The sequence below is a fragment of the Clostridium sp. AF22-10 genome, from assembly GCF_003478725.1.
Taxonomy (GTDB): domain Bacteria; phylum Bacillota; class Clostridia; order Lachnospirales; family Lachnospiraceae; genus Otoolea; species Otoolea fessa.
In genome coordinates this window covers 19,769-46,587 of record NZ_QUFZ01000008.1, presented here as the reverse complement: position 1 = coordinate 46,587, position 26,819 = coordinate 19,769, and the positions used below count along the sequence as shown (strand labels likewise).

The window sequence follows — 26,819 nt, the reverse complement described above, 5'->3', positions numbered from 1 at the left end:
CTAAAATGAGTCTAAATGTATATAAGAAAAAGAAAACAGCGCTGCACAAGCAGATGCTGCCTTGCAGAAGCGGGGGAACGAAAAAATAGGAATCAGGTGTCTATGCTGTTGGCAGAGAAGCGAGTTAAATAGCCGCACATAAAATAAATAAGAAAAATGGAGAAGGATACCAGGAAGGTACAGCGGTTCAGTAGGGATCGCACTTTTCTGATATCCTTTTGTTTCATAAAGAAAAATATAGGGGTACAACAGAAAATATGAAAAAACGAGAAAATACAGGCAAAATCATTGGAAAGGTGTTCGGAGAAGCCAGGGAACTTGGCGTTACTGCCTTAGCGGCGGCAGTCATGCTTTCCGGATGCGGAAACGCTGGAAATCAGGCACAGAAAGGCGGTTCCGGCGCAGAACAGACGGAAAATACCCAACAAGCGTTATTATCGCGATGCCGCCGACTTCAGAGCCGGAGGCGGGCTTTGATCCGGCATATGGCTGGGGCGCGGGCGAGCATATGCATGAACCGCTGATCCAGAGCACCCTGACGGTGACAGAAGCAGATTTGAGTATCGGGTATGATCTGGCGACGGATGTGGAGACCTCCGAGGATGGAATGACATGGACGGTGACGATCCGCGACGATGCGAAATTCACGGATGGCGAGGCGCTGACCGCGGAGGATGTGGCATTCACTTATAACACATTGAAAAAGACGAGTTCCGTCAACGATTTTTCAATGCTGAAACAGGCGGAGGCGATCGATGATGTGACGGTTGTGTTTGAGATGGAACGCCCGTTTGCTATCTGGTCATACACGATGGCGGTGACGGGAATTGTGCCGGAGCATGCATATGGAACGGATTACGGCACACATCCGATCGGTTCCGGGCGATATATCCTGAAACAGTGGGACAAGGGGCAGCAGGTGATTCTGGAAGCCAACCCGGATTATTATGGGGATGCGCCGAAGATGCGGCAGGTCACGATTCTCTTTATGGAAGAGGATGCGGCATTTGTGGCGGTGCGCGCCGGGCAGGTGGATGTGGCGTACACGGCGGCGTCCTATGCAGACCAGTCGGTTCCAGAATTCAGTCTTTTGGATTGTGAGACGGTGGACAACCGTGGATTTAACCTCCCGGCAGTGCCGGAGACGGTACGGGGGGATGGCGTAAAAATCGGCAATGATTTTACCGCGGATGTGCAGGTGCGCCGGGCGATCAACCTGGCGATTGACCGGCAGGAAATGATCGATCATGTGTTAAATGGTTACGGCAGCCCGGCATATAGTGTCTGTGACAAGATGCCGTGGTACAACGATGAAATGGAGAAAATTTCCTATGATGTGGAGAAGGCGGAAGAGATGCTGGATGCGGCGGGATGGAAGAAAAATGCTGACGGCATCCGCGAAAAGGATGGAGTGAAAGCCATTCTGGAATTTCTCTATCCGACCGGGGATTCGGTGCGTCAGGCGCTGGCAGCCGATACGGCACAGCAGTTAAAAGAGATTGGAATTGACGCATCGATCCGCGGCACCGGCTGGGATACTGCGTATGACGAGGCACAGTCGCAGCCGCTTCTCTGGGGCTGGGGCGCGCACACGCCGATGGAATTTTATAATATTTACCATACAAAGGCAGATACGGGGCTGGCAGAATATTCGCCGTATGCGAATGAGACCGTGGACGCTTATATGGATGAGGCCCTGGAAGCACCGGATCTGGAAAGTTCGTATGAATTGTGGAAAACGGCGCAGTGGGACGGCGAGACGGGCGTTTCAGCCGAGGGTGATCTTCCGTGGATCTGGCTGGTAAATGTCGATCATCTGTACTGGGTGAGAGACGGGCTTCATGTCGCAGAGCAGAAGGTGCATCCGCACGGTCACGGCTGGTCCATCGTCAACAATGTCGATCGGTGGTACTATGAGTAGGATGAAATGGTTTGGGCGCAGTCTGCTGCACCTGATTCTGCTGCTTTTGGCAGTCAGTCTGGTATCGTTTCTGCTGGTGTCGATGTCTCCGGTCGATCCGCTGCAGACGAATGTCGGGCAGACGGCGCTCGGCTCGATGGCGCCGGAGCAGATCGAGAAGCTGCAGGCGTACTGGGGCGTTGGTGTGCCGGTCTGGAAGCGCTTCTTTAGCTGGATTTCGGGCATCTGTCATGGTGATTTTGGCATTTCCCTTCTGTACCGCAGACCGGTGCTGGAGGTGATCGCGGAAAAGGCGTCTGCGTCAGTGTGGCTCCTTCTGTCTGCGTGGCTGTTTTCGGGAATCGTGGGGATATTTTTAGGAATTGCAGCGGCGGCAAAACGGGGCAAGTGGGTGGATCGCCTGATTACGGGCTATTGCATCGTGATCGCGGGAACGCCGTCCTTCTGGCTGGCGCTGGTGCTGCTGCTTCTCTTTACAGTGCAGCTTCCCATCTTCCCAATCGGGTTCAGTGTCCCGGTGGGAATGGCGGCGGACGAGGTCAGCCTGGCGGATCGCCTGTATCACGCATTTCTGCCGGCGTGTACGCTGGGACTGACAGGGATTTCTTCGATTGCGATGCACACGCGCGAAAAAGTGATTGAGATTCTGGAAAGTGATTACGTACTCTATGCGCGGGCGCGGGGCGAGAGCGGCTGGCGGCTGATTTTCCGGCATGGACTCCGCAACCTGCTTCTCCCGGTAATTACGCTGCAATTTGGCTCGATCAGCGAGATTTTCGGCGGTTCGGTGCTGGTGGAACAGGTCTTTTCCTATCCGGGACTCGGACGGGCGGCGGTCACGGCGGGGCTGGGAAGCGATATCCCGCTTCTGCTGGGAATTACACTCATCAGTGCCGTGCTTGTATTTGCAGGAAATGCAGCGGCGGATGGGCTGTACCGGCTGGTCGATCCGAGACTTAGGAAAGGAGGTAGGGCATGAGAAAGAAAACACTCTGGCTGCTGGGAATTTCCCTCCTTTTCTTGATTCTGGTGACAGTGCTTGGAATCGTCTGGGAGGATGCCGCACAGCAGGTCGATTTTGCGAGAAAAAACCTGCCTCCGGGAACCGGCGGGCTGTTTGGAACCGACTGGATGGGGCGGGATATGCTGAAACGGACGGTTGCGGGGCTTTCTTTAAGCATCCGGCTGGGGCTTCTGACCGCGGCGATCAGCGCCGCGGTGGCATTGGCGCTTGCATTGCTGGCGTCGCTTGGCGGGGGCCTGATGGATTCATTGGTATGCGGGCTGATTAATCTGGTAATGGGAATCCCGCACATGCTTCTCCTGATCCTGATTTCCTACAGTCTGGGAAAGGGATTCCGGGGTGTAGCAGCCGGGATTGCCCTGACGCACTGGGCGTCCCTGGCGAGGCTTTTGCGGGCGGAAATCTTACAGATCCGGGACAGTCCGTATATGCGGATCTCCGAAAAACTGGGGAAAAAGCCCTGGTGGATTGCCTGGAACCACATAGTACCGCAGGTATCGCGGCAATTTGTAACCGGGTTAATTCTTCTCTTTCCCCATGCGATTCTTCATGAGGCGGGCGTGACCTTTCTGGGCTTCGGCCTTTCCTCCGAGCAACCGGCGATCGGTGTTATTTTATCCGAGAGTATGTCGTACCTGATTACCGGAAAATGGTGGCTGGCGCTCTTTCCGGGCGCGGCACTGGTGCTGGTAACGCTGGGATTTCAGGCGATCGGGCAGAGCCTGGGGCGGCTGATGGATCCGGGGAGCGTGCATGAGTAGAGGATGCTGGGAATGAGGCAGAAAAACATATATTTTGATAAAATGATGCGATTAAGACAGAAACAATCAAAAACGATGCGGCTATCAGATTTGGAACAGACAGACGTTCTCAAAGAACGGAGATTGCGTGAAAATCGTGATCCATGGAAAAGCCGATATTGAAAATTCAAAATCTAAACTTATATTTTACGCAGTACGCGCGTGGGCTTAGACGGCGCGAACTCCATCCGCTCCGCGACCTTTCCTGCAAACTTTTCAGTGGGGAGCTGACGGCGGTGGTCGGGGCGAGTGGTTCGGGAAAAAGCCTGCTGGCGCACGCGATTCTGGGGATCTTGCCGTACAACTGCCGGATGGAAGGAAAAATTTCCTATCAGGGAGAGGTTCTGGATGAGACGCGGCTTGCCGGGCTGCGGGGCAATGGGATTTCCCTGATTCCGCAGGGGGTTTCCTACCTCGATCCGTTGATGCGGGTCGGGGATCAGATCTGCGGCGGCAGAAAAGATGAAGCGACGCGGGCAAAATGCCGCCAGCTTTTGAAGCGGTACGGGCTGGATGAATCAGTGGAAAAATGTTATCCATTTGAGCTGTCGGGCGGCATGGCGCGGCGCGTCCTGATGGCAGCGACACTGATGCAGGAGCCGAGGCTGATTGTGGCGGATGAACCGACACCGGGGCTGGAGGCGATGACCGCGCGCCATGTGATCCGTCATTTAAAAGAGATGGCACAGGACGGGGCAGCGGTGCTTTTGATTACTCATGATCTGGAACTGGCGATTGAGATGGCGGACCGGATTCTGGTGTTTTATGACGGGACGATTCTGGAGGAAGTAAAGCCGGAGAACTTCCGGGAGGGACGGAATCTGAAAGAGCCATACACGCAGGCGCTCTACCGGGCGCTGCCGGAACATGAATTTTTTGGAGGAGAATGAGATGTCACTAAAGGCAGAAAACCTATCTTTTCATATGAAAAGGACGGGCGCCACGTGCTGACGCGTATTTCCCTGAAAATTGAGCCGGGAGAGCGCGTGGGGCTGGTGGCGCCGAGCGGATATGGAAAAACGACGCTGTGTCGCCTGCTGGCGGGATATGAGAGACCGGAGGCGGGAATGGTAGAGATTGACGGCATACCGATTGAGAATATCCGGGGCTGTATGCCGGTGCAGTTAATCTGGCAGCACCCGGAGCAGGCGGTCAACCCGCGCTGGCGGATGCGCCAGGTTCTCAGTGAAGGCGGTCAGGTGGATGAGGAGAGCCGGGGACGGCTTGGCATCCGGGAAGAATGGCTGGATCGGTTCCCATCGGAGCTTTCCGGAGGCGAACTGCAGCGGTTTTGTATTGCCAGAGCGCTGGCGGCAAATCCGAGGTATTTGCTGGCGGATGAGATTACCGCGATGTTTGACGCAGTGACCAGAGCCAGATCTGGCAGGCGCTTTTGCAGGAGGCAAAGGAGCGGGAGCTGGGAATGGTGATTGTGAGCCATTCGGAATCTCTTTTGAAGCGGATTTGCACGCGGCGGATTGATTTAAAGGCATTGCAGGAAAAGATGGCAGCAGTTTAGCCAGTTCACATATTGACAGAGAAAATCGGGATTGACCGAGCTCATAAGAGCGAGGGATGCTTCTTGTCCAAAGGACAAGAAGATGGGCGATAGTAAGAGATTAATAATTCGGGATTTGGTAAGGAGGAGGAAAAATGGATGTTCGGAAGCTGTTGGAAGAGGTAAAACGGGGGGATACGAGTATTGAGGAAGCGGAGAATGCGTTCAAGAATCTTCCTTACGAAGATTTAGGGTATGCGAAGCTGGATCTGCACCGGAAATTGCGTTCGGGATTCCCAGAGACGGTGTTCTGCCAAGGAAAGCCGGATGCCTATCTGGCGGATATTTTCGAGACGCTGTACCGGGAAAATGGGGAAGTACTCGGAACGCGGGCGACGCCAGAGCAGTGGAATCTAGTGCGGGCGCGCATCCCGGAGATAGAATACGATCCGGTTTCAAAAATTTTGCAGGCGAGAAAATCATCGGAGACACCGTGGAAGCTGGAAGGGCTGGTGGCAGTCTGCACAGGCGGAACCGCGGATATCCCGGTTGCGGAGGAAGCTGCCAAAACGGTAGAATTTTTCGGCTGCCGCGTGGAGCGCTACTATGATATAGGGGTGGCGGGCATCCATCGCCTTTTATCCAAACGCGAGGCGATTGCGCGGGCAAACTGCGTGATTGCGGTGGCGGGAATGGAAGGCGCGCTTGGCACAGTTGTCGCCGGGCTGGTGGAAAATCCGGTCATTGCGGTTCCGACCTCGGTCGGCTATGGTGCAAGTTTTCATGGACTGTCGGCATTGATCACGATGATTAATTCCTGTGCGAACGGCATTTCGGTTGTAAATATAGATAACGGCTACGGCGCAGCATATCTGGCGGCGCAGATCAACCGCCTGGCGGTGCGGGAGCCGAAGAAGACGGCAGAGTGATAGAAAGTTTGTGTTATTGTGGAAATAAACAGGACAATAGATGCATGAGAGCGGAAAAGCGGGAATGTATCAAAAGAGAGAAGACTGGAAGGAGAAGTAAAAAATGGATGAGAAAATCTTATATCTGGATTGTGCGTCTGGAATCAGTGGAGATATGACGGTTGGCGCACTGTTGGATCTTGGAGCAAGCCGGGAAAAACTGGTACAGGCACTGGACAGTCTGGGCGTATCCGGGTATCATCTGCATTTTGGGCGGACGAAGAAATGTGGAATCGATGCGTATGATTTCGATGTACATTTAGAGGAAGAAGAGCATCATCACGACCACGAGCATCATCACGACCACGAGCATCATCACGACCACGAGCATCATCACGACCACGAACATGGTCATGAGCACGAACATAGCCATGATGAGCACGACCATGAGCATCATCACGATCATGAACACACTCACGACCATGAGCACAGCCATGATCACGCTCACACCCACGATCATATGCATCCTCACATCCACCGCAACATCCATGACATTTTCGAGATCATCGATCGTCTGGATGCATCTGACCGCGTTAAAAACCTGGCGCGCCGGATGTTCGAGATTGTAGCGGGGGCAGAGTCGAAAGCACACGGAATCCCGGTCAGCGAGGTTCATTTCCATGAAGTTGGTGCAATTGACTCGATTGTGGATGTTATCAGTGCGGCATTCTGCCTGGAGGATCTGGGAATCCACCGCGTGGTGATATCGCCGCTTTCCGAAGGTCATGGATTCGCACGCTGCCAGCACGGTTTAATGCCGGTTCCGGTTCCGGCGACGGCAAATATCGCAGCAGCACAGAGCTTGGAACTGACGCTTCGGGATGTCGAAGGAGAGATGGTAACGCCGACCGGCGCGGCGATCGCGGCGGCATTCCGGACAGAAGCGGCGCTTCCGAAGAAGTACCAGATCGAAAAGATCGGTATCGGCGCCGGAAATAAGGATTTCGCGCACGCGAATATCCTGCGGGCGATGCTTCTGACGGATAAAACGGTGGAAGTAGAAACCGGAAAAGACGGTCACGACGAGAGCTCCATGTGGGTCATGGAGGCAAACCTGGACGACTGCACCGGCGAGGCGCTGGGATATGCGATGGAGGTGCTTCTGGAAGCGGGCGCCAGAGATGTGTGGTACACACCGGCATATATGAAGAAAAACCGTCCGGCGTATGTGCTTCATGTACTGACAACGGCAGAAAAACGAGAAGAATTAGAACAGCTTGTATTCTCCTGTACGACCACGATTGGTGTGCGCCGTTATCCAGTAGAGAGGACGATACTGCCACGGGAAGTAAAGGAGATCCAGACCCGTTACGGGGCAGCAAAGGTAAAAATCTGCAAGCGCGGCGGCGTGGATACGTGCTATCCGGAGTATGAGAGCGTGCGCGCGATCTGCCGGGAGACAGGGAAGCGCTTCATGGAAGTATTCCACGGAGTAATGGAAGACGGAAGTATTAGTTTACAGTAGGCACTTTTGAGATTGAAAAACGGCACAGTGCATTCTCGTTAGATAATTAAGAGGAGAATCAAGAACCATGGAAAATAAACCAATGATATCAGAGACAGAAAAAAGAGAAGCTTTAAAACAGTTCATGGCAGAAAAAGCGAAAGCACCGGTCTGTGTCGCCTTTTCGGGCGGTGTGGACAGCAGCCTGATTCTCAAGCTGGCGTGTGATACGGCGAAGAAGACGGGAATGCCGGTTTATGCCGTGACATTTCACACCATGCTGCACCCAGCCTGTGATCTGGAGATCGCGGAGCGGGTGGCAAAGGAGCTGGGCGCGATCCATAAAATTATCCAGGTCAATGAGATGGAGCTGGAAGCCATCCGGACGAATCCGGTCAACCGCTGTTATATCTGCAAACACCACCTGTTCGCGACACTTCTGGATTTTGCAAAAGAAGAGGGGATTCCGTGCGTGATGGACGGAACCAATGAGAGCGACCTGCATGTGTACCGCCCAGGTATCCAGGCACTCCGTGAGCTGGGTGTCGTCAGTCCACTTGCACAGTGCGGACTGGAGAAAAAGGATGTCAAGGCATTTGCAGCTGACTTAGGAATTTCCGTTGCATCCCGTCCGTCCATGCCATGTATGGCGACCCGCCTTCCATATGGAACTTCCTTTGACATGGAAGTTTTGAAGCGGATTGAGAAAGGCGAAGATTATCTTCGAAGCGTGTTTGGCGGAAATGTGCGCCTGCGCCTGCATGGCGATATTGTCCGGATCGAGGTGAATGCGGATAAATTTGAAAAAGCGATTGCCGAGCGGGAGACGATCTGCAGGACATTAAAAGAAATGGGTTTTCTGTACATTACACTCGATCTGGAAGGTTTCCGGTCGGGAAGTATGGATATAGTGCAGAAACTCAACGCGCTGGCCGGGAAATGAATGTGAAGGAGATGGAAATCCCATGCAAGAAGAATGTATTGTCTGTAAAGCACCTCTTATTTATCTGGAACAGGATGAATGGATGGAGTGCGAATTATGTCATAAAAAAGAATTGAGCAAGACCAGATGCCAGAACGGGCATTATGTTTGTAATGATTGTCATACGAAGGGACTGGACACCATTCTTTCCCTGTGTATAGACGAAACATCCAGAAATCCGATCGAGATTGTCCGGAAGATGATGGATGCACCGTTTTGCCATATGCATGGACCGGAGCATCATGTCATGGTGGGAGCGGCGCTGCTTACTGCATATAAAAATGCGGGAGGTGCTATTAATCTGCGGGAATCTGTGATGGAAATGCTGAACCGTGGAAAAGCCGTTCCAGGAGGAACCTGCGGATTCTGGGGTGCCTGCGGAGCGGGAATCAGCGCAGGTATGTTTGTATCTATCTTGTCTGGGGCGACGCCACTGACGGAGGAATCCTGGGGACTTTCGAATCAGATGACATCAAAAGCACTGGAAGCGATTTCGCACACCGGCGGTCCGAGGTGTTGTAAAAGAGATTCTTATCTGGCGATTCTGGCGGCGGTTGATTTTGTAAAAACGCATTTTGGAATCGAAATGGAATGCACAGAAGTCCATTGTACGCATTATGCTCAGAACAATCAGTGTATTGGCAAGCGCTGTCCATTTTGGCGATTTGATGATAATATTTGACTATAAATGGATAAACGGAGATAATAAAGCTGCGATATAATTAGATTGTGCGAGATGGGATTGCAGTTTGCATAATGTGTGAACTGTGATGAGAGAGCAATTTCTCGTGTAATAGGAAATTTCCTGGAATTCCCTATTACACAAAAAGGCACATCCTTTTTTACGTGGAAAAATCGGAAGTTGTGGAGGTGTTGAATGAAAAGTGTATTAATGATTGGACAGTCCAACATGGCTGGACGTGGATTCATAAACGAAGTACCGATGATTTGTAATGAGAGAATCCAGATGTTAAGAAATGGAAAATGGCAAATGATGACAGAACCAATTAACTACGATCGTCCTATATCAGGAGTAAGTCTTGCGGGTTCATTTGCTGCAATGTGGTGCATGGAAAACAAAGAAGAACAAATCGGCTTGATTCCATGTGCGGAAGGTGGCAGTTCCATTGATGACTGGTCTATAGAGAAAATATTATTTAAAAATGCAATTATTCAGGCAAAATTTGCAATGCAAAATAGTAATTTGATTGCTATTCTGTGGCATCAAGGAGAAAATGATAGCTATAATGGTAACTACAAAACGTATTATGAAAAATTACATACAATTTTTGAGGCTTTAAAAAATGAACTTAATTTAGACGATGTACCGTTTATTATTGGAGGACTTGGTGACTATTTAGGAAAGATAGGCTTTGGTTTTAATTGTACAGAGTATGACTTGGTGAATAAAGAATTATTACGATATGCCAATGATCATAATCATGTATATTTTGTAACTGCCCAGGGGTTGTCAGCAAATCCAGATGGCATACATTTAAATGCTGTCTCTCAAAGAAAATTTGGGGTTCGTTATTACTATGCCTACAAAAACAAAAAGAATGTGATAACACCTTTGAAAAACGAAGAAAAATTATTAGAGTCATGTATTAATATTCCATATACTCAGAATGAAATGAAATATTTAGCCATGATGGATTTGACAATGGGAAAATGTAGTTATGAAGAGTTCATAACAAAAATGAAAAATCTCTAACTTTCAATCTGACTAATGGAAATAAAATAAAGAAAAGAATTAGAATTTTACAAAGAAGTGTAATTGTATGAATAAAGCGATTGTTGTAATGAGGATTGCTATTCTTACTTCTTTGGAAAAAGATAAGTAATTGACTGGCAAATTCCAATTTGACGGAGTAATATATATGAAAATCCGAGAAGTGAATGAGAATAAAAAGCAGTTTATATCATTATTGTTATTAGCTGATGAACAGGAGAGCATGGTTGATCGCTATCTTGAAAAAGGAACTATGTATGTGCTTGAAGACAATGATGTAAAAGCTGAATGTGTTGTCACCGATGAAGGTAACGAAATACTTGAAATCAAGAATATCGCAGTCGATCCGGAAAATCAGGGAAAGGGCTATGGCAAAGCACTAATTGATTTTCTTGCCAGTAAATATGCAGATGAATATTCTGTTTTGCAAGTTGGAACAGGTGACAGTCCATTGACGATACCATTTTATGAAAAATGTGGGTTTGTTCGTTCTCACAAGATTCCCAATTTCTTTACTGACAATTATGACCACCCAATTTATGAGGGCGGTGTACAACTAATAGATATGGTATATTTGCAAAGACATATATAACTTCAAGCTTTTCGAATGTATGTTTGCGCCTGAGGAATTGGAGAGTGGATAATGAAAAAACCACCTTTGTACACTTTTTTAAAATGTGGATAACTTCTTAAAAACCACCTTTATACATTCTTGTAAAATTGGGAAAAAGCTCAAAAAACCACCTTTATACAGTTCTATGAAATGTGAATAATCACCAAAAATAACTTTTATTATTAAAAGACCACCTTTGTACAGTTTCTTAGATAAAAGATAAAGGAATCCAGAAAAACCACCTTTGTACAGTAAAAAACCACCTTTGTACATCTTTCGTACAAGATAGGTAATTGGCTTAAAAACCACCTTTGTACACTAAAAAATTACCATCTTGCAAAATGCCTGATTTACCTAAAGAACTTGCTCGCACGGGATATGCACATATCGCATTTAGTGTAGGAAGTAAAGAAAAGGTTGATGCCTTGACCGTAGAGTTGAAAACTGCTGGTTATGAAGTAATCAGTGGTCCCCGGACAACAGGAGATGGCTATTACGAAAGCTGTATTGTTGCAATTGAAGGGAATCAAATTGAGGTTACAGTTTGAACCCGACAATTTCAAGTTCGAAAAATTGAGAAATCGTAAAATTGAAGAAAAAAGGAATGCACAGTTCTTAGCATATCGGGAACTGTGCATTTCTGTAAATAAATACTTTTAATTAGCCGATTACGGCATCTTCTGCTGTAAAATGTTCCAGAGAATTTTCTTTTACCTGAATGCAGATATAAGTAATTCCGGAAATATCGGATGCAAAAAACTGACGCTTTGCAGCAGGTGCGATTTTTAGCCAGTCTCCAGTTGAAAGGCTAATTTCTTCTCCATCAATTATGGCTTTGCCGTTACCTGAAAGAATTCCATAGATTTCTTCATTTTCTTTATGAGAATGAACAAATGGGACATTTGCTCCTGCAGGTAGTTCGTTTAAACTGATTTCTGCACCTGTTAAAGACAACTTTTCATGTAGCTCAATTCGGTTTTCCTTTCCAATAGTTGTTTTTGTGTAATTTGCCATAATAATACCTCCATAGTTAATTTGTAGTTTCTGGTTGCTTGGTATTAGTATAGTGTGAGACACATACAAAAACAAGTACGCACCTTTTTGTAACTGTACACTCAAAAATGAATGTGTTACAATAGACTCGGAGGTGAGAATTATGCGAGCAAAAGAAGAATTACCGGAATGCCCAGTTGCAACAGCAGTATCTCTTATCGGAGGAAAATGGAAACTGCTGATTTTGCGTAACTTGAAAGAGCGTCCATGGAGATTCAATGAGCTACAACGAAGTATAGATGGTATTTCACAAAAGGTTTTGACAGATAGTTTAAGACAAATGATGAGTGATGGGCTGGCATATCGCCACGATTACCATGAGCAGCCACCGAGAGTTGAATACGGCTTAACTGAACTCGGAACAAAAATGCTTCCAATTGTTAATTCACTTGCTGACTTTGGTAACTACTATAAATCAATTATTGAACAGAATTAGGGACGTTAGTATTTGAAAAGATCGAACAATTCCAGTTTGTATAACAGGAATTTATCAGAAAATGAGGAATAGTTGAAATGGAGGCGCTATAATAACATGAAGATTGAAGGGAACCAGAAAGAACTGGATGCAATGGTAGAATTTCATAAGGGAAACCGTGTCGAGGGACTGAGACTGCAAGAAGAATTTGCAGCGGAATTTCGTAAGGAGTATAAAGACAAAGATCACTGTCCTTGCCTGAAAGCCTGTCGTTATCACGGAAACTGTAAGGAATGTGTAGCAATCCACAGAGCGCATCAGGAACATGTTCCTAATTGTATGCGACCATTGATTAATAAAAAATTGAAATTGATGTCAGAATTAACAGAGCATACCTTGGCAAATGAAATAGAAGCTCCACATGAGATTTTAAGAAAATAGGCAAGTCAAATTCCCGTTTATTGGGAAGTCGCAGAGAACGAAAAATCGGAAGTTTACAGCGAGGTGAAAGAGGTTGAATTATGTAGAATATGGAAAAGAAAACAAATATGATGATAATATATTTTTCAAAAATACAGTCAAATGAGTCGCTCACAGCAGGGACTAGCCGGTGCAGGAGAATGGGAAACATTGAGAAAGCTGCTGCCGGATTTTAAAGATAAGCGTGTGCTTGATTTAGGATGCGGCTATGGATGGCACTGTATTTATGCGATGGAACACGGAGCGTCTTCTGTTGTGGGTGTTGATATTTCTCATAAAATGCTCGAGGTAGCCAAAGAAAAAACACATTTTCCACAGGTTGAATATAAATGCTGTGCTATAGAAGATGTGGAATTCCCAGAGGAGAGTTTTGATGTAATATTAAGTTCACTTGCGTTTCACTATGTAGCAGATTATGAGATTTTAGTAAAAAATATATATAGAATACTGAAGTCTGGTGGTAAGCTAGTTTTTACGGTTGAACATCCTGTTTTTACTGCCTATGGAACACAAGACTGGCATTATAACGAAAAAGGAGAAATACTGCATTTTCCGGTGGATAATTATTATTATGAGGGCAAACGGACAGCTGTCTTTTTGGGAGAAAAGGTTACAAAATATCATAGAACACTGACCACATATCTAAATACACTGCTTTCAAATGGTTTTATAATAAATCATATTGTGGAGCCGCAGCCGCCGGAATACATGATGGATATTCCGGGGATGCAGGATGAAATGCGCCGTCCCATGATGCTGATTGTATCGGCGAACAAAAAAGTGGATAGATAGAACTAAAACACCTATAAGGTATAAATGGAGGTAATTTATGTTTAAAGAAAAAATTATTATAGAGATGAAAGAAGTATTCAAAGAAATTCCTTTTGGCATAGAGCATACTCTCAAAGTTTTGAAAAATGCAGAAGATATAATGAAAGGAGAAAATATCGGAGAGGAAGAAAAAGAATTCATCAGTATTATTGCTATACTACATGATATTGGTGCGGTTGAAGCACAAAAAAAATACGGTTCTATTGATGGTGTCTATCAAGAAAAGGAAGGACCAGAAGTAGCGAAAGAAATATTAAAAAAGGTAGGCTATAACAAAAATATTGATAGAATATGCTTTATAATAGGCAACCATCATACTCCATCTAAAATTGATGGACTTGATTTTCAAATACAATGGGAAGCTGATTTGCTTGAAAATTTAACGATTATGGATAAAGAAAAAGAACAGGAAAAGATAAAAAAGTGTATAGATGAAAACTTAAAACAAACACAGGAAAAAGGATAGCTTATAATCGCTTTATTTTAGATTAGTAGTAGATTATTACAGTTATGTATTTTATATCGCAAAGAAAAAATAGTAGTTAAGTTTAACCCTAGGGTTAAATGATGAATATGTTGAGGGCATTTTTGTTTCTGGTGAAATGCAATCGCAGGGTATAGGTAAAATTCTGCTGAATTATGCAAAGGACAAAAGGAGTAAGTTGTACTTGAACGTATACCAAAAGAATGCACGGGCAATATCTTTTTATAAGAGAGAAGGATTTGAGATTCAGCATAGTGGCTTAGATGAGGCTACCGGAGAAAAAGATTATGTAATGACATGGCAACACAAATAGAAATTCCAGTTTACCTCTATTCAAACATACAAGCTCTTGACAATAAAGCTCCTATATAGTATGATTTTATAAACTACTATATAGGAGCTTTTGCATGAAAACAAATGGCGGATTTCTTGTCACCAAAATAAAACAGCTTGGTGACCGGATTTTTGAGAAGATTCTCAGCGAAAAAAATATCGATGCGTTTAATGGAGCCAGGGACGTATTCTTTATGTGCTGTGGCAGGAGGATGGTATCTCAATCAGGTCACTCTCGATTAAATGCGGATTAGCGATAACATCTCTTACTACGATGCTGGAAAGAATGGAAAATCAAGGGCTGATAAGCCGTGTTCAGTCTGAAACGGACAAAAGGAAAACACTCCTGTTTCTGACTGAGAAAGCACATGCCTTAAAGGGCGAGTACGATTCTGTATCTGATGAGATGGGCAGTATTTACTACAAAGGTTTTTCAGAGGAAGAAATTACCCGGTTTGAGGAATGCCTCGACCGCATCAGAAAGAATCTTGAGGAGTGGCAGAAGTCATGAGTATTTGTATCAAAGATCAGATTCAGAACATGAATATCGTCATCGGCTGCACAGTGGGGTGTACATATTGCTATGCCCGCAACAACGTGAAACGCTGGCATATGATTGATGACTTCGCTGACCCTGAATTCTTTCCGAGTAAGCTCAAGATGATGGAAAAGAAACGTCCGCAGAACTTTCTTCTTACCGGGATGAGCGATCTCTCCGGATGGAAGCCGGAATGGAGAGACGAGGTATTTGCAAAGATCCGTGAAAATCCACAGCATCAGTTCCTGTTCCTTACCAAGCGACCTGATTTGCTGGATTTTGATACCGATCTGGAAAACGCATGGTTTGGCGTTACGGTGACGAGGAAAGCAGAACTGTGGCGTATCGACGCCCTTCGGAAAAACGTCAGAGCAAAACATTACCATGTTACCTTTGAGCCGTTATTCGACGATCCCGGCACAGTTGACCTTTTCGGAATCAATTGGATCGTTGTCGGCACTATGACCGGGGCTCAGAGCAGGAAGATTCATACGGAGCCGGAATGGGCATGGTCTCTGGCGGACCAGGCACATAAGCTCGGCATTCCGGTGTTTATGAAGGAAGACCTTGTCCCTATCATAGGGAATGAAAATATGATTCAGGAAATGCCGGAAGAATTTAATAAAGTGTTAGAGGTACAGAAATCATGGAAGAAGTAATAAATGGAATCCTCATTCGTGAGGTGGAAACAAAGAACATCATGACTAAGTCTAGTCTGCCGGTAGGCGGTTACTCGGTCAATCCCTATGTGGGCTGTACACATGCCTGCAAGTATTGCTATGCTTCTTTTATGAAGCGCTTTACCGGGCACAAGGAGGAATGGGGCACTTTCCTTGATGTGAAGCATTGGCCGGAAATTAAAAATCCGAAGAAATATGCCGGGCAGCGTGTGGTCATCGGTTCTGTGACGGATGGCTACAATCCACAGGAGGAGCAATTCGGGAATACCAGAAAACTTCTGGAGCAGTTAATCGGCAGTGACGCAGATATTCTGATCTGCACAAAGTCGGATCTTGTGGTACGGGATATTGATCTGCTGAAGAAGCTTGGACGTGTAACCGTTTCATGGTCGATCAACACACTAGATGAAAATTTCAAGAACGATATGGACTCTGCTTCGAGCATTGAGCGCCGTATCTCTGCTATGAAGCAGGTATATGAAGCCGGTATCCGTACAGTCTGTTTCGTATCCCCGGTATTCCCCGGTATCACGGATTTTGAAGCAATCTTTGAGCGGGTAAAGGATCAGTGCGATCTGTTCTGGCTCGAAAATCTCAATCTTCGAGGCGGTTTCAAAAAGACAATTATGGATTATATCGCCGGAAAATATCCTGATCTTGTACCACTTTACGACGAGATCTATAACAAGCATAACCGCAGCTACTTTGAAGCACTTGAAGTAAAAGCTGAGAAAATGGCTAAGAAGTATGATTGTGCCTTTGTGGATAATGAAATGCCTTATGGAAGAGTCCCGCAGGGACATCCGGTGATCGTAGATTATTTCTATCATGAGGAAATCCGAGGGACAGAAAATACAGGAAAAAGAAATCGTTAAGCAGAAATTTGAAAAGGAGTGCTTACAGAGTGAAAGCGATTAGATTAAATATTTTCACAGATTGAGAACTTCCAGCTTGGTTATAAGATCGGATTTATCAATGATGCTGAGATATGGTTACTCATGTTAAAAAAACGCAATACCTCTGTTCATATATATAATGAGGATGAAATAGACGAGTTGATTCTGCTGATACGCGATAGCTTTATTCTGGCTTTTACGGTTCTTAAAGATACACTTGTGAAGAAGCTGGAGGAAGCAGAAAGCGATTGGATGTAAAAAAACAGTCGATAACCCTGGGAGGAGTCCACGGTGAAGGATAAAACAGTATATACATGTACATATAAATCAAAGTTAGGCGATATTCTGCTGGCGGCAGACGCGATCGGACTCACGGGTCTGTGGTTTGAGGGGCAGAAGTATTTTGCAAATACACTTCCAGACGGAGCTATTTCACAGGAATCCCTGATTTTAACCGAGGCAAAGAGATGGCTGGATATTTATTTTTCTGGCAAAGAACCGGACTTTATTCCGCCGCTGCATCCGACTGGCTCCGCATTTCGACAGGCGGTGTGGCAGATTTTATTGCAAATTCCGTATGGACAGACGACTACCTATGGGGAGATTGCAAAAAAGCTGGCGAAGATGCAGAATGCGTCCCATATGTCCGCGCAGGCGGTAGGCGGTGCAGTGGGGCATAACGAGATTTCCATTATCATCCCATGCCACCGTGTGGTGGGAACGAGTGGAAGCCTGATTGGGTATGCGGGCGGAATTGAGAAGAAGGTGGCGCTGCTTATGCTGGAACATACCGATATGAGTCGTTTCTTTGTGCCGAAGAAAGGAACGGCGCTTTAGTTATTAAGTGGAAAAATTGGAATTTTTAAAGCTGTTGCCATTTTATAAGTTGGCAGCAGCTTTTTGCCTATATATTCTTATTGACTTGTTGATATGGAAACAAGTGAGCGGTATAATACATTTGTTTCCAGAGAAACAAGAAAGGAGAATAAAATGAATTCAGAATTATTAGGTTTGTTTGCAAAGTACATGGAAAAGCAGGAAGTCCTATCGAAACTGACGGAATCAGAAGAGCTTCATGGCTATAATTATTCAGAAATACATACGATTGCTGCAATAGGAGATATGGAGTTTCCAAATGTCACAGGAATTTCACAGGCTATGCATATGACCAGAGGAGCAATCAGCAAGATCACAAGAAGACTTATGCAGAATGGAATGATTGAGTCTTATATGGCAGAAGGAAATAATCAGAAGATTTTCTTTAAACTGACTGATAAAGGACAGCAGCTATACGAAGAACATGAGAAAAGGCATAATCTGTGGCTGGAACGTGATAACGCATTTTTACAAAAGTACAGCAAAAAAGAACTGGATGAAATACAGCAGTTTATGATGGATTTTAATAATTATCTGGAAGATAAAATAGCAGAAATAGGAGGACATAACGAATGTTAATTGATATTACTTTAAAAATCACACCCAAAATGGTAACGGATGCACAGGGAAATGAAAAGAAAGCACTGGTAGGTCATCTTGGAACACATTTTGATGTTATGAACAAAGAGTTCCCTTTAGAATATACAAAGAGAAGGGCGATAGTCTTTGATGTTTCTGATGTTGGTGACAGGGATATAGATATTGATGATATCGTTATTAGTAAAGTAGAACAGAATATGTTCGTGGCATTTTATACCGGATTTATTGAAAAAGAAGGCTATGGTGGAAAAGAATATTTTACAGGGCACCCACAGCTTTCAGACAAATTGATAGATGCTCTGCTTGACAAAGGAGTATCTATCATTGGAGTAGATTGTGCAGGTGTACGACGTGGAAAAGAACATACACCAAAGGATCAGTATTGTGCGGATCAAGGCGTTTTTATCATTGAAAACCTGTGTAATCTGCAAAAAGTTATTGAATCAGGAGGGACTTGCCTTATCAATACCTATCCTATGAACTATGCTGACATGACCGGATTGCCTTGTAGGGTTGTTGCAGAGGTTTAGACAACTTCCGGTTTGATGAAATATAGAAATTATTGGAGAGGAAAAAATATGGTTGGAAGAATTTATCACGTAGGATTAACCGTTTCTGATATAGATCGCTCCATTGCTTTCTACAGAGACATTCTTGGGCTTGAATTTCAGGGCGAAATCTTTATGGAGGGCGAAGAGACAGATAAAATGTTTCGCAAGGAAAATTGTAAAGCAAGGGTTGCATATTTGAATGGTTCGAAGGCTCTTGAAGCACCACCGATTGAATTGATTCAGTTTGTAGACAGCAAAATCCATAAGGAACAATCAGACTTGTTTACGACATCTATCTCAGAAGTATGCTTTTACACGGATGACATTGATTCTGTCTACAAAACCCTTATTGAAAATCATGTGGAGTGCTTGTCTGAACCGCAGTATTTCGATTTCAGGGCAGATGGGTTTGGGGAAAGCAGAGCGTTTTATTTCAGAGACCCGGATGGAATCATTCTTGAGATGATGCAACCTTTGTAAAATAATAAACAACTTCCAGTTTATATAACAGAAAAATCAGACGGATCTTGTACTTTTGGGTAATATTAAATATAATCCCGTCTTTGACAGTGATATTTGGAAAAACACCGCAGGAAGGCTTATTCTATATAGCTTTTCCGGCGGTGTTTTTTCGTTTTACAATATAGTCTTTTTTATGAGAATCAGAACTGTGTCATACGGAATTTTCAGTTCAGAAAATGCCTACCTGTGAACAGTTACGTCATCTCTGCATATCAAGAATGAAGAATATATAAAGATTGACAATTTCAAAATCCTGTCGTATACTTCTTTCAGTCCCAAATGGGATTGAATGGGGAAGGTTATGGAATATAAAATACAAAAACTTTACGATCAGGTCAACCAGGCGATCATCCGCTGCCGTGGTGTATACTCGATGTGGGCAAAGAATAACAATGTGAGCTATAACCGGATGCTGGTGCTTTACACCATCCGCGAATTCGGATTCTGTACGCAAAAGCAGATCTGTGATTCGTATCTGCTTCCGCGGCAGACGGTGAACCATGTGATTTCAGAGATGAAAAAGGACGGGATTCTTGTAGCGGATCTGGAAAAGAGCACCGGGAAGGAAAAGGCGCTTGTTTTGACGCCGGAGGGCGAACGGTATTCGGAAAAATTATTATATTCGTTAAGCCGGATGGAAGAACGGGCGGCGAAACGTCTGGGAGAGGACAAGATCCGCAGAATGACGGAACTGTTTATGGAGTATGACCAGATTCTGGAAGAGGCACTGGAGGAGACGGACGATGAAGAGTAAGGCGGGAACGGATACAGAATTTTTCCGGACGGAGAAAATTCCGAAGATATTGCTGCAAATCGCACCTCCGGTTATGCTGGCGCAGCTGATTCAGGCGATGTATAACATTGTGGACAGTTTTTTTGTGGGAAAATATTCCGAATCGGCGCTGACGGCGCTTTCGGTCATTTATCCGTTGCAGCTCATCATCATTGCGCTGGCGGTGGGAACCGGCGTGGGCGTGAATACCTACATGGCGCGCTGTATGCACAGAAAATGCCGGGACAGGCGGAAGAAACAGCGGGAACAGGCACGCTTCTGGCGCTTGGAACCTGGCTTATATTTGCCATTTTCTCGATCTTCTGTATGCGTCCGTATGTCCTGACAAGTGCGAATACCCCGGAAGCGATCGAGAGTGCTGTTATCTACGGACAGATCGTCTGTATCGGCAGCATCGGGGCATTTCTGGAAGGAAACTGGACGAAGGTCCATCAGTCGCGGGGCAATATGCACCGTCCGATGGTCGCCCAGACCGTGGGGGCGCTGACGAATATCGTGCTTGACCCGATCCTGATTTTCGGACTCGGTCCGGTGCCGGAGCTGGGAGTCGCGGGTGCTGCCTATGCGACTGTCTGCGGACAGGTGGCAGCTGCGGTCATCACATCGTTTGGCGGGGTTGGCAGATTGCCAGAGCGCACAAAAATGCCGCTCTATATCAAGCAGATCTACTGGTTTGGCTACGCGTCGATTATTATGCAGGCATTATTTACAGTTTATATCGTGATCTTAAATGCGATCCTTGCCGGATTTTCAGATTCGGCAGTGACGGTGCTGGGGCTTTATTATAAAATGCAGACGTTTTTCTTTATCCCGCTGATGGGCTTGCAGACGTGTATCGTTCCGGTGCTCAGCTTTAACTATGCAACCAAGAGCTATGCGAGATGCCGGGAAATTATGCGGGACAGCTATGGATTTTCCTGTGTGTTTATGCTGGTCGGTGTGATCTGCTTCGTTTTCTTTCCGGTGCAGCTGCTCCAGGTTTTTTCAAAGAGCAGTGAGGTCATCGCGATCGGAAAAAATGCATTCCCTATCATCGGGGCAAGTTTTATTCCGGCGGTATTTTCACTGATGACCCCGGTCTTCTTCCAGGCGATCGGAAATGGAAAGATCAGCCTCTTTTTGTCCGTGATGCGCCAGATCTGCTGCCTGATTCCGATTTTCTGGCTGCTGTCGCTGATTGACCTGCGCTTTACCTGGTTTGCATTTCCGATCTCGGAAGTGCTGGTCGGTGTCACGGGAATCGTGCTTTATTACAAGGAAATCAAAAGAGACTTTGATAAAGGAGCAGCATGAGAAAGCACGTAAAAACATAGAAAATAGTTTCGTAGAAAATTTTTAAACGCTTTTAATGAATTGAAAAGGAACCGCCTGGGTCAGTCTATCAACTGGCATCAGGACGGTTCCTTTTTCGAAAGGAGAATGAATGTGACATAAAAAATTGAATGTATGCATTTCGTGTACGTATGAGGCATAATGCCTGTCAGACGAAATGGGTATTTCACCCTTATGCTACAAATGCGTACATCATCACATAATGGCACAGGCTTCCGCCCATGACAAACAGATGGAAAATCTCATGCGAACCGAAATTTTTATGCGTTGCATTGAAAATCGGCAGTTTTAATGCGTAGATAATGCCTCCAGCCGTATAGATGAGTCCGCCGGTCAGCAGCCAGAGAAATGCGCTTTTCGGAAGTGCCAGTACGATCTGACGGAACGCCAGCACGCAGATCCAGCCCATCGCGATGTAAACTAGCGAGGAGAACCACTTCGGGCAGTTGATCCAGAGCGCGTTGACGAGAATCCCGGCAATCGCGATACCCCAGACGAGCGCCAGAAGCCGGTAACCGGCGTTATTTCCAAGGACGATCAGGCAAACCGGTGTGTAAGTTCCGGCAATCAGGATGAAAATCATCATGTGGTCGATCTTACGCAGGATTTTATTAACGTGCTCGGAAATATTAAAGGTGTGGTAGGTCGTGCTGGCGGCATAGAGCAGAATCATGCTGACGATAAACACAGCCAACGCCGCAAGATGGCGCGAATCTGCTTCTCCAGCCGCTTTGTGAAGCAGCGGAACTGCCGCGATCACCGCGCCGATCATCGCGATAAAATGCGTCAGCGCGCTTCCGGGATCCTTTACGTGGAATTTATGATGCTTTGTCTCAGCGAGTTTTGTTGTGTCAGATGTATGTGTTTGATTGGAAATCATAGGATAACCTCCTTTGCTGTAATATTGAGAGAGTAATGTAACGGTTCAGTAGGTCTGCACATGTACTGCGCGTGACTGTGAAGGTACTGAACAGTTACAGAGTAATTATAAATGCAATATGTAGTATTTAAAACCACATAGAACGTTTTTATATACTATACATCTTTTTCGAAAAATATGCAAGAGGGGAATGGGATATGTTATAATATGAGAAATTAACGAAGCGTTTTTAACAAGTGGAAGATAAAATGGATCATAGATGATTTGAGAAGTTAAAATGCTCGGGAATTCATGGATGAAGTAGAGAGGAAATCGGTTATGTTAGATATATTATACGAAGATAAAGATATTTTAGTTGTGGTCAAACCAGCTGGAGTTGAGTCGCAGACATCGAGACGCCTGGAGCCGGATATGGTCAGCGAGATAAAAAATTATCTCCACCGGAAGGTGCAGGAGACGAAAAAGTTATCCACAGGATTATCCCCAAAAGCGTCCACAGCCCCGGTGGATCCGTATGTTGGAGTTATCCACCGACTGGACAAGCCGGTGCGCGGTGTGATGGTATATGCCAAGAACCTGAAAGCGGCAGCGCACTTAAGCCGTCAGGTACAGGAGGGAAAACTGGAGAAAATCTATCAGGCGCTCGTATGTGGAAAACCTGTGGATAATGTGGGTAAGTACGTGGATTATCTGTTGAAAGACGGGAAAACGAATACCAGCCGGATTGTGGATAAGTCGGTCGCCGGTGCGAAACGGGCAGAGCTGGAATATCAGATATTAGAAAAAAAAGAACAGGAAGACGGTACCGTGCGTTCACTGGTGGAAATCCATCTTCACACAGGACGCCACCATCAGATACGCGTACAGTTTGCCGCGCATGGGACACCGCTCATGGGAGATACCAAGTATGGCGCACCAGCGGCTGCTTCCGTGGGACGTGCCCGTCGGGAACCGCTGGCGCTGTGCGCGGTCCGTTTATCGTTCCTTCACCCGGTGACGGGAAAAAGAATGGAGTTTTCCACCAAACCGCAATTTGTTCTGTGAGCGAACTTTTCTATAAGTCAAGAAAATAAAAGATCAAGGGTGAATAGAAGGTAAGATGTGTATATTTTTATCCAGCCTGCCCATACTAGAGTGTGTACAAAGGAAGTACGAATCATAAATGGGCAAAGTCCATGGGTAAGCCCCGGAGCGACTAAAGAGGGCTTACAAAAGAGACCGCAGGAGCCGGGAGAAGCGGGAGCTGACACCGGTTTCCTGTGGTTTTTCGTTGTCATACATCCGGAAAAAAGGGCGTGTAGGTTTAAGGAAAAGACGTTTGTTTGAATGGATGGCTGTAGAAATCATAGAACCATAACGGTGTATGGCATAAAGAAAAAATCGGGAAGGTGGAGCAGACAGATGGCACTCAGCAGAAAACAGAAAAAAGCATTTCTCACAGCAGCAGTCACGGCGGGCGTGTATTTGAGTTTCCGTTACCTGCTGCCGCTTATATTCCCATTTCTGGCAGCGTATCTGATGGCGCTGCTTCTCCAGCCATCGGCAGCATTTCTCGAAAAACGGCTGCGAATCTCCTTCCGCGGGCGCATGATCGGCGTTCCCATCGGTATGATCGGGGGCGTGGAGCTGATTTTGCTGAGCATTTTTCTGGTCGGTCTGCTGGCAGCAGGGGGACGGCGTTTCACGGAGGAGCTGGAACACTTTTTAGAAGAGCTTCCAGGACGGATGGAGGAATTGTCACTGCTCGGACAGCAATTTGAACAGTCGATCGAGCGAGTCCTTCATCTGCCTGCCGGTAAAATCGGGCAGCTCTTTCGCGGAACAGGCTTGCAGGGCGGTGGACAGGTCAAGGAGATCCTGCTGCCGCAGCTCCTTCAGAAATCAGTTCCTGCTGCGGCGGGGATTGTGCGCGCGGTTATTGTGGTTGTTTTATTTTTCATTGCCTCGATTTTGAGTTTACAGGAGATGGACGAACTGCGCCGGAGGCGGTTTGATTCGATGTTTCACCGCGAATTTTTCCTGCTCGGCAGGCGCCTTGCGGTGACAGGAAGCGCATGGCTGAAAACCCAGTCGGTCATTTTCCTGATGACTTCGGCATTTTCGATGGCGGGGCTTTTGCTGATTGGAAATCCATATTATATTCTGGGTGGAATCGGAATCGGGGTTCTGGATGCCCTGCCGATCTTCGGCGCAGGGACGGCGCTGGTGCCGTGGAGTCTTTTTCTCCTGTTTAAGCGGGAGTGGGGACACGCGCTGATTCTCTTCGGGCTGTATCTGCTCTGTTATTTTTTGCGTGAGTTCACGGAGGCGCACCTGATGGGGAAGAAAATGGGGCTGTCGCCGCTTGAAACGCTGGCGGCGATCTATGTGGGCTTGCAGCTGTTTAGTCTGTTTGGATTTCTGCTGGGTCCGATTGGGCTGTTGATTATTAAGGATTTTGTGGAGGAGTATGGGGAAGCGGACGAAGGAGCGGATGCTCATTAAGTAGGCGCTTTTAGAGGAAAAAAGAGGAAAAAAGTGGAGTATTGGTGGATGGGCGATCTGAAATTGCTTTTGAATGTGGAAATTTAAGGAGATGAAAGGATTTTTTAGAATTGCCGCGAGACAAAAGGATCATATATAATAGATAAGGAATTAAAAACGCATAAAAGTTCTGGAAAACAGCAGAGAAAGAGTTGCTGGAAGATAGCTGGATGTTAAGCTGAAATAAATATGCATATCATTTAATATGGAGGAACAAACGTGAATTTATATACAAAAGAGTCAGGCTCCGGACAGCCGATGGTGCTGCTTCACGGAAATGGAGAGGACAGCTCCTACTTTGTGAACCAGATATCCTTTTTTGAATCAAAATATCTCGTGATTGCGGTGGACACCCGTGGACATGGCAGATCTCCGCGTGGTTGTGGGACATTTACCTTGGAACGGTTTGCTGATGATTTGAAAGGATTTCTTGACCGCCGGGGACTTAGGCGGATCATTTTGCTGGGGTTCAGCGACGGCGGCAATATTGCGCTGATTTTTGCACTGAAATATCCGGGATATGTCGATCGGCTGATTTTAAATGGAGCGAACTTAAACCCGTTTGGCATGAAGCCGTCCGTGCTGGCGGATGTGGCGCGGGAGTATGTGGGAGTTGTGGGGAAGCTCTGGCTGCAGAAAAGCGGCATCGGCAGATACGGGGAAAAATGCAGATGGCAGCAGGAAAAATGCGGACAGAAAAGCAATTTTCAAAAGAAAACGAAAAACAGAATGGACAGGAAGGACTGAATAAACAACAGAGAAGAAGCTGTCAGAAAGAAAAAATTCCTGAAAATAAGGAAAATGATCGGAAGGCAAATATACACAAAAAAGAGCTTCTATCCTTAATGTTGTATGAACCCTGGATCCGCCCTGAACTTCTCCACCGCCTGAAAATGCCCGTCCTTGTGGTAGCAGGGAGCGACGACATGATCCGCGAATGCCACACGCGCCAAATCGCACGTTCTCTGCCAAACGCAAGGATTCGGCTTTTAGAGGGCACCCATTTTATTGCAGCAGAGAACCCGGACGCATTTAACCAATGTGTTGCATCATTCCTGGAACAGACACAGGGCGGCGAGCTGGCGCAGATGAGCCGAGTCTGGGGCAGCCGGAGAGCCGGAAGGCTGGAGAAGGAGAAGATCCGTCGGGCGGCGGTGCTGGTACCTTTGATTCAGAAAGGCGGGGAGTACCACGTGGTGTTTGAGGTGCGCGCGGGAAGCTTAAAAACTCAGCCGGGCGAAATCTGTTTTCCGGGCGGTGCCGTTGAGCGGGACGAGACACCGAAGCAGGCGGCGATCCGTGAGGCGATGGAAGAACTCTTAATCAGTCGCCGCCAGATTCGCGTTATCGCGCCGTTGGATGTGCTGGAAGCACCCGGAGCGATGGAGATTTCTCCATTTTTAGGTGCGCTGCAGGGCTACCGCTGGTCATATTCCGAGGCGGAGGTCGATCATACCTTTTCTGTCCCGCTCCGCTGGTTCGCGGAACATGAACCGGAGCGATATGAAACAGAACTTGTGACCGTGCCGGAAGAGACATTCCCGTTTGAAGATGTTCCGGGCGGACGCGATTACCGCTGGCGGCGCGGACATTACGATGTCTACTTCTACCGCCGCGAGGAAGGAATCATCTGGGGGATGACGGCGAAGATTCTGCGGTCACTGGCGGAGATGTACCGGGAGGACATTTTATTAAAATAGGATTCGTAAGATAGGGATAAAAACATTATTTTTTGTTCGGACGCAACCGAGTCAGTGACGACCGAGTAAAAAATGCGAGGTATCGTCAAGACTTGTACAAGGGCGAGTTCCAGCCTTGACAAACCCGACCGATTGGCGTAAAATCATAATACTGTCAGGATTTGCGCGGCTGAGTTTGTGGATGCCGTGGAAGAAATCCAGCGTTTGATTTTAGAACATCAAACAATAAGAAACAAAACAGGCGAAGAGAGGAATCAGTAAACTTTGACACACGTCCAGAGAGAAAGCCGTATGGTGAGAGGCTTTTGTGTCCCTGAAAGTTGAACCGGCCCTGGAGCTGTGCATGAAAA

The 26,819-nt window shown here is 46.4% G+C and carries 31 protein-coding genes, 5 pseudogenes and 1 other annotated feature (1 of these 37 cut by a window edge); of the genes and pseudogenes, 34 read left to right on the top strand and 2 right to left on the bottom strand.

The features are described from left to right. Positions 1–257: 257 nt before the first annotated feature. From DWX91_RS17980 to DWX91_RS17315, 14 genes and pseudogenes are all read left to right on the top strand, one after another. Positions 258–524, top strand: coding sequence for a hypothetical protein (locus tag DWX91_RS17980; RefSeq protein WP_182435065.1), 267 nt, complete (start codon positions 258–260; stop codon positions 522–524). Further along, positions 443–1,921: an ABC transporter substrate-binding protein gene (locus tag DWX91_RS07545; RefSeq protein ID WP_118538618.1), complete on the top strand. Its 1,479-nt coding sequence runs from the start codon at positions 443–445 to the stop codon at positions 1,919–1,921. The genes DWX91_RS17980 and DWX91_RS07545 overlap by 82 nt, the downstream gene beginning before the upstream one ends. After that, positions 1,914–2,900 (top strand): ABC transporter permease, encoded by a 987-nt coding sequence (locus DWX91_RS07540; RefSeq protein WP_333549120.1) that lies wholly within the window; start codon positions 1,914–1,916, stop codon positions 2,898–2,900. Before DWX91_RS07545 ends, DWX91_RS07540 begins: the two co-directional genes overlap by 8 nt. Beyond that, on the top strand, positions 2,897–3,706 hold the full coding sequence (locus DWX91_RS07535) for an ABC transporter permease (RefSeq protein WP_118469274.1): 810 nt from the start codon (positions 2,897–2,899) through the stop codon (positions 3,704–3,706). The genes DWX91_RS07540 and DWX91_RS07535 overlap by 4 nt, the downstream gene beginning before the upstream one ends. 158 nt (positions 3,707–3,864) lie before the next feature. Then, on the top strand, positions 3,865–4,635 hold the full coding sequence (locus tag DWX91_RS07530; protein ID WP_243015259.1) for an ABC transporter ATP-binding protein: 771 nt from the start codon (positions 3,865–3,867) through the stop codon (positions 4,633–4,635). Positions 4,636–4,689: 54 nt separating this feature from the next. Continuing rightward, the gene (locus tag DWX91_RS07525) at positions 4,690–5,175 is read left to right on the top strand and encodes an ATP-binding cassette domain-containing protein (protein ID WP_412693853.1); all 486 of its coding nucleotides are present in this window, start codon (positions 4,690–4,692) and stop codon (positions 5,173–5,175) included. Further along, the gene (locus DWX91_RS17975; RefSeq protein WP_412693852.1) at positions 5,139–5,264 is read left to right on the top strand and encodes a hypothetical protein; all 126 of its coding nucleotides are present in this window, start codon (positions 5,139–5,141) and stop codon (positions 5,262–5,264) included. The genes DWX91_RS07525 and DWX91_RS17975 overlap by 37 nt, the downstream gene beginning before the upstream one ends. 134 nt (positions 5,265–5,398) lie before the next feature. Next, positions 5,399–6,172 (top strand): nickel pincer cofactor biosynthesis protein LarB, encoded by a 774-nt coding sequence (gene larB, locus DWX91_RS07520; protein ID WP_118469270.1) that lies wholly within the window; start codon positions 5,399–5,401, stop codon positions 6,170–6,172. 103 nt (positions 6,173–6,275) lie between these two features. After that, positions 6,276–7,676, top strand: a complete 1,401-nt coding sequence (gene larC / locus DWX91_RS07515) for a nickel pincer cofactor biosynthesis protein LarC (RefSeq protein WP_118482022.1) — start codon at positions 6,276–6,278, stop codon at positions 7,674–7,676. 67 nt (positions 7,677–7,743) lie between these two features. Further along, positions 7,744–8,598: an ATP-dependent sacrificial sulfur transferase LarE gene (larE, locus tag DWX91_RS07510; RefSeq protein WP_207663648.1), complete on the top strand. Its 855-nt coding sequence runs from the start codon at positions 7,744–7,746 to the stop codon at positions 8,596–8,598. A gap of 22 nt (positions 8,599–8,620) precedes the next feature. After that, entirely contained in the window at positions 8,621–9,319 is a 699-nt protein-coding gene (locus tag DWX91_RS07505; RefSeq protein ID WP_118472549.1) for a DUF5714 domain-containing protein, read from the top strand. 195 nt (positions 9,320–9,514) lie between these two features. Further along, a complete protein-coding gene (locus DWX91_RS07500) occupies positions 9,515–10,351 on the top strand; it encodes a sialate O-acetylesterase (RefSeq protein ID WP_087155189.1) in 837 nt (278 codons plus the stop codon). A gap of 166 nt (positions 10,352–10,517) precedes the next feature. Continuing rightward, positions 10,518–10,961, top strand: a complete 444-nt coding sequence (locus tag DWX91_RS07495) for a GNAT family N-acetyltransferase (RefSeq protein WP_118469267.1) — start codon at positions 10,518–10,520, stop codon at positions 10,959–10,961. Positions 10,962–11,323: 362 nt separating this feature from the next. Beyond that, positions 11,324–11,530, top strand: a pseudogene (locus tag DWX91_RS17315) (VOC family protein); the annotation flags it as partial. A 112-nt stretch (positions 11,531–11,642) separates the two neighbouring features. On the opposite strand, the gene DWX91_RS07480 reads toward DWX91_RS17315, so the two are convergent. Beyond that, complete coding sequence (locus DWX91_RS07480; protein ID WP_004614173.1) at positions 11,643–11,996, bottom strand: cupin domain-containing protein; 354 nt, start codon at positions 11,994–11,996, stop codon at positions 11,643–11,645. A 142-nt stretch (positions 11,997–12,138) separates the two neighbouring features. On the opposite strand from DWX91_RS07480, the gene DWX91_RS07475 reads away from it, so the two are divergent. The 16 genes and pseudogenes from DWX91_RS07475 to DWX91_RS07405 all read left to right on the top strand — a co-directional run bounded on the left by DWX91_RS07475 (position 12,139) and on the right by DWX91_RS07405 (position 21,327). After that, the gene (locus DWX91_RS07475; RefSeq protein ID WP_008373705.1) at positions 12,139–12,471 is read left to right on the top strand and encodes a winged helix-turn-helix transcriptional regulator; all 333 of its coding nucleotides are present in this window, start codon (positions 12,139–12,141) and stop codon (positions 12,469–12,471) included. A 96-nt stretch (positions 12,472–12,567) separates the two neighbouring features. Continuing rightward, the gene (locus DWX91_RS07470; RefSeq protein ID WP_004613237.1) at positions 12,568–12,891 is read left to right on the top strand and encodes a hypothetical protein; all 324 of its coding nucleotides are present in this window, start codon (positions 12,568–12,570) and stop codon (positions 12,889–12,891) included. A 73-nt stretch (positions 12,892–12,964) separates the two neighbouring features. Beyond that, positions 12,965–13,722, top strand: a pseudogene (locus tag DWX91_RS07465) (class I SAM-dependent methyltransferase). Positions 13,723–13,759: 37 nt separating this feature from the next. Next, positions 13,760–14,253 (top strand): annotated as a pseudogene (locus DWX91_RS07460) (HD domain-containing protein). A 62-nt stretch (positions 14,254–14,315) separates the two neighbouring features. Further along, positions 14,316–14,558, top strand: a pseudogene (locus tag DWX91_RS07455) (GNAT family N-acetyltransferase); the annotation flags it as partial. Positions 14,559–14,652: 94 nt separating this feature from the next. Then, a pseudogene (locus DWX91_RS07450) lies at positions 14,653–15,089 on the top strand (radical SAM mobile pair system MarR family transcriptional regulator). Further along, positions 15,086–15,775, top strand: coding sequence for a radical SAM mobile pair protein A (locus DWX91_RS07445; protein WP_118469502.1), 690 nt, complete (start codon positions 15,086–15,088; stop codon positions 15,773–15,775). The pseudogene DWX91_RS07450 and the gene DWX91_RS07445 overlap by 4 nt, the downstream one beginning before the upstream one ends. Next, positions 15,763–16,671: a radical SAM mobile pair protein B gene (locus DWX91_RS07440; RefSeq protein ID WP_118472552.1), complete on the top strand. Its 909-nt coding sequence runs from the start codon at positions 15,763–15,765 to the stop codon at positions 16,669–16,671. Before DWX91_RS07445 ends, DWX91_RS07440 begins: the two co-directional genes overlap by 13 nt. Positions 16,672–16,719: 48 nt before the next feature. Further along, a complete protein-coding gene (locus DWX91_RS07435) occupies positions 16,720–16,950 on the top strand; it encodes a nucleotidyltransferase substrate binding protein (protein WP_347475390.1) in 231 nt (76 codons plus the stop codon). A gap of 33 nt (positions 16,951–16,983) precedes the next feature. Beyond that, positions 16,984–17,529 (top strand): methylated-DNA--[protein]-cysteine S-methyltransferase, encoded by a 546-nt coding sequence (locus tag DWX91_RS07430; protein ID WP_118469501.1) that lies wholly within the window; start codon positions 16,984–16,986, stop codon positions 17,527–17,529. 153 nt (positions 17,530–17,682) lie between these two features. After that, positions 17,683–18,147, top strand: coding sequence for a MarR family transcriptional regulator (locus tag DWX91_RS07425; protein ID WP_118469500.1), 465 nt, complete (start codon positions 17,683–17,685; stop codon positions 18,145–18,147). Beyond that, positions 18,141–18,698: a cyclase family protein gene (locus DWX91_RS07420; protein WP_118472553.1), complete on the top strand. Its 558-nt coding sequence runs from the start codon at positions 18,141–18,143 to the stop codon at positions 18,696–18,698. The genes DWX91_RS07425 and DWX91_RS07420 overlap by 7 nt, the downstream gene beginning before the upstream one ends. A 48-nt stretch (positions 18,699–18,746) precedes the next feature. Further along, on the top strand, positions 18,747–19,199 hold the full coding sequence (locus tag DWX91_RS07415) for a VOC family protein (protein ID WP_118469498.1): 453 nt from the start codon (positions 18,747–18,749) through the stop codon (positions 19,197–19,199). A 343-nt stretch (positions 19,200–19,542) separates the two neighbouring features. After that, entirely contained in the window at positions 19,543–19,995 is a 453-nt protein-coding gene (locus DWX91_RS07410) for a MarR family winged helix-turn-helix transcriptional regulator (RefSeq protein ID WP_107001883.1), read from the top strand. Continuing rightward, complete coding sequence (locus tag DWX91_RS17310) at positions 19,985–20,359, top strand: MATE family efflux transporter (protein WP_243099001.1); 375 nt, start codon at positions 19,985–19,987, stop codon at positions 20,357–20,359. The genes DWX91_RS07410 and DWX91_RS17310 overlap by 11 nt, the downstream gene beginning before the upstream one ends. Beyond that, positions 20,251–21,327 carry an MATE family efflux transporter gene (locus DWX91_RS07405; RefSeq protein WP_243099000.1) on the top strand — a complete coding sequence of 359 codons (1,077 nt, stop codon included), beginning with the start codon at positions 20,251–20,253 and terminating at the stop codon, positions 21,325–21,327. Before DWX91_RS17310 ends, DWX91_RS07405 begins: the two co-directional genes overlap by 109 nt. 211 nt (positions 21,328–21,538) lie before the next feature. Here DWX91_RS07405 and DWX91_RS07400 read toward each other — a convergent pair whose 3' ends face one another. After that, positions 21,539–22,246 (bottom strand): PAQR family membrane homeostasis protein TrhA, encoded by a 708-nt coding sequence (locus DWX91_RS07400; RefSeq protein ID WP_118469496.1) that lies wholly within the window; start codon positions 22,244–22,246, stop codon positions 21,539–21,541. 318 nt (positions 22,247–22,564) lie between these two features. Between DWX91_RS07400 and DWX91_RS07395 the strand changes: the two genes are divergently transcribed. The 4 genes from DWX91_RS07395 to DWX91_RS07375 all read left to right on the top strand — a co-directional run bounded on the left by DWX91_RS07395 (position 22,565) and on the right by DWX91_RS07375 (position 26,469). Then, positions 22,565–23,290 carry an RluA family pseudouridine synthase gene (locus tag DWX91_RS07395; protein ID WP_118469495.1) on the top strand — a complete coding sequence of 242 codons (726 nt, stop codon included), beginning with the start codon at positions 22,565–22,567 and terminating at the stop codon, positions 23,288–23,290. A 357-nt stretch (positions 23,291–23,647) separates the two neighbouring features. Further along, positions 23,648–24,730 (top strand): AI-2E family transporter, encoded by a 1,083-nt coding sequence (locus DWX91_RS07385; protein ID WP_118472556.1) that lies wholly within the window; start codon positions 23,648–23,650, stop codon positions 24,728–24,730. Between the two features lie 258 nt (positions 24,731–24,988). Beyond that, the gene (locus DWX91_RS17305; RefSeq protein ID WP_243098999.1) at positions 24,989–25,516 is read left to right on the top strand and encodes an alpha/beta hydrolase; all 528 of its coding nucleotides are present in this window, start codon (positions 24,989–24,991) and stop codon (positions 25,514–25,516) included. After that, positions 25,441–26,469, top strand: a complete 1,029-nt coding sequence (locus DWX91_RS07375) for an NUDIX domain-containing protein (protein ID WP_182435064.1) — start codon at positions 25,441–25,443, stop codon at positions 26,467–26,469. Before DWX91_RS17305 ends, DWX91_RS07375 begins: the two co-directional genes overlap by 76 nt. Before the next feature lie 235 nt (positions 26,470–26,704). Further along, positions 26,705–26,819 (top strand) — a binding site (T-box leader); it runs 105 nt beyond the window's last position.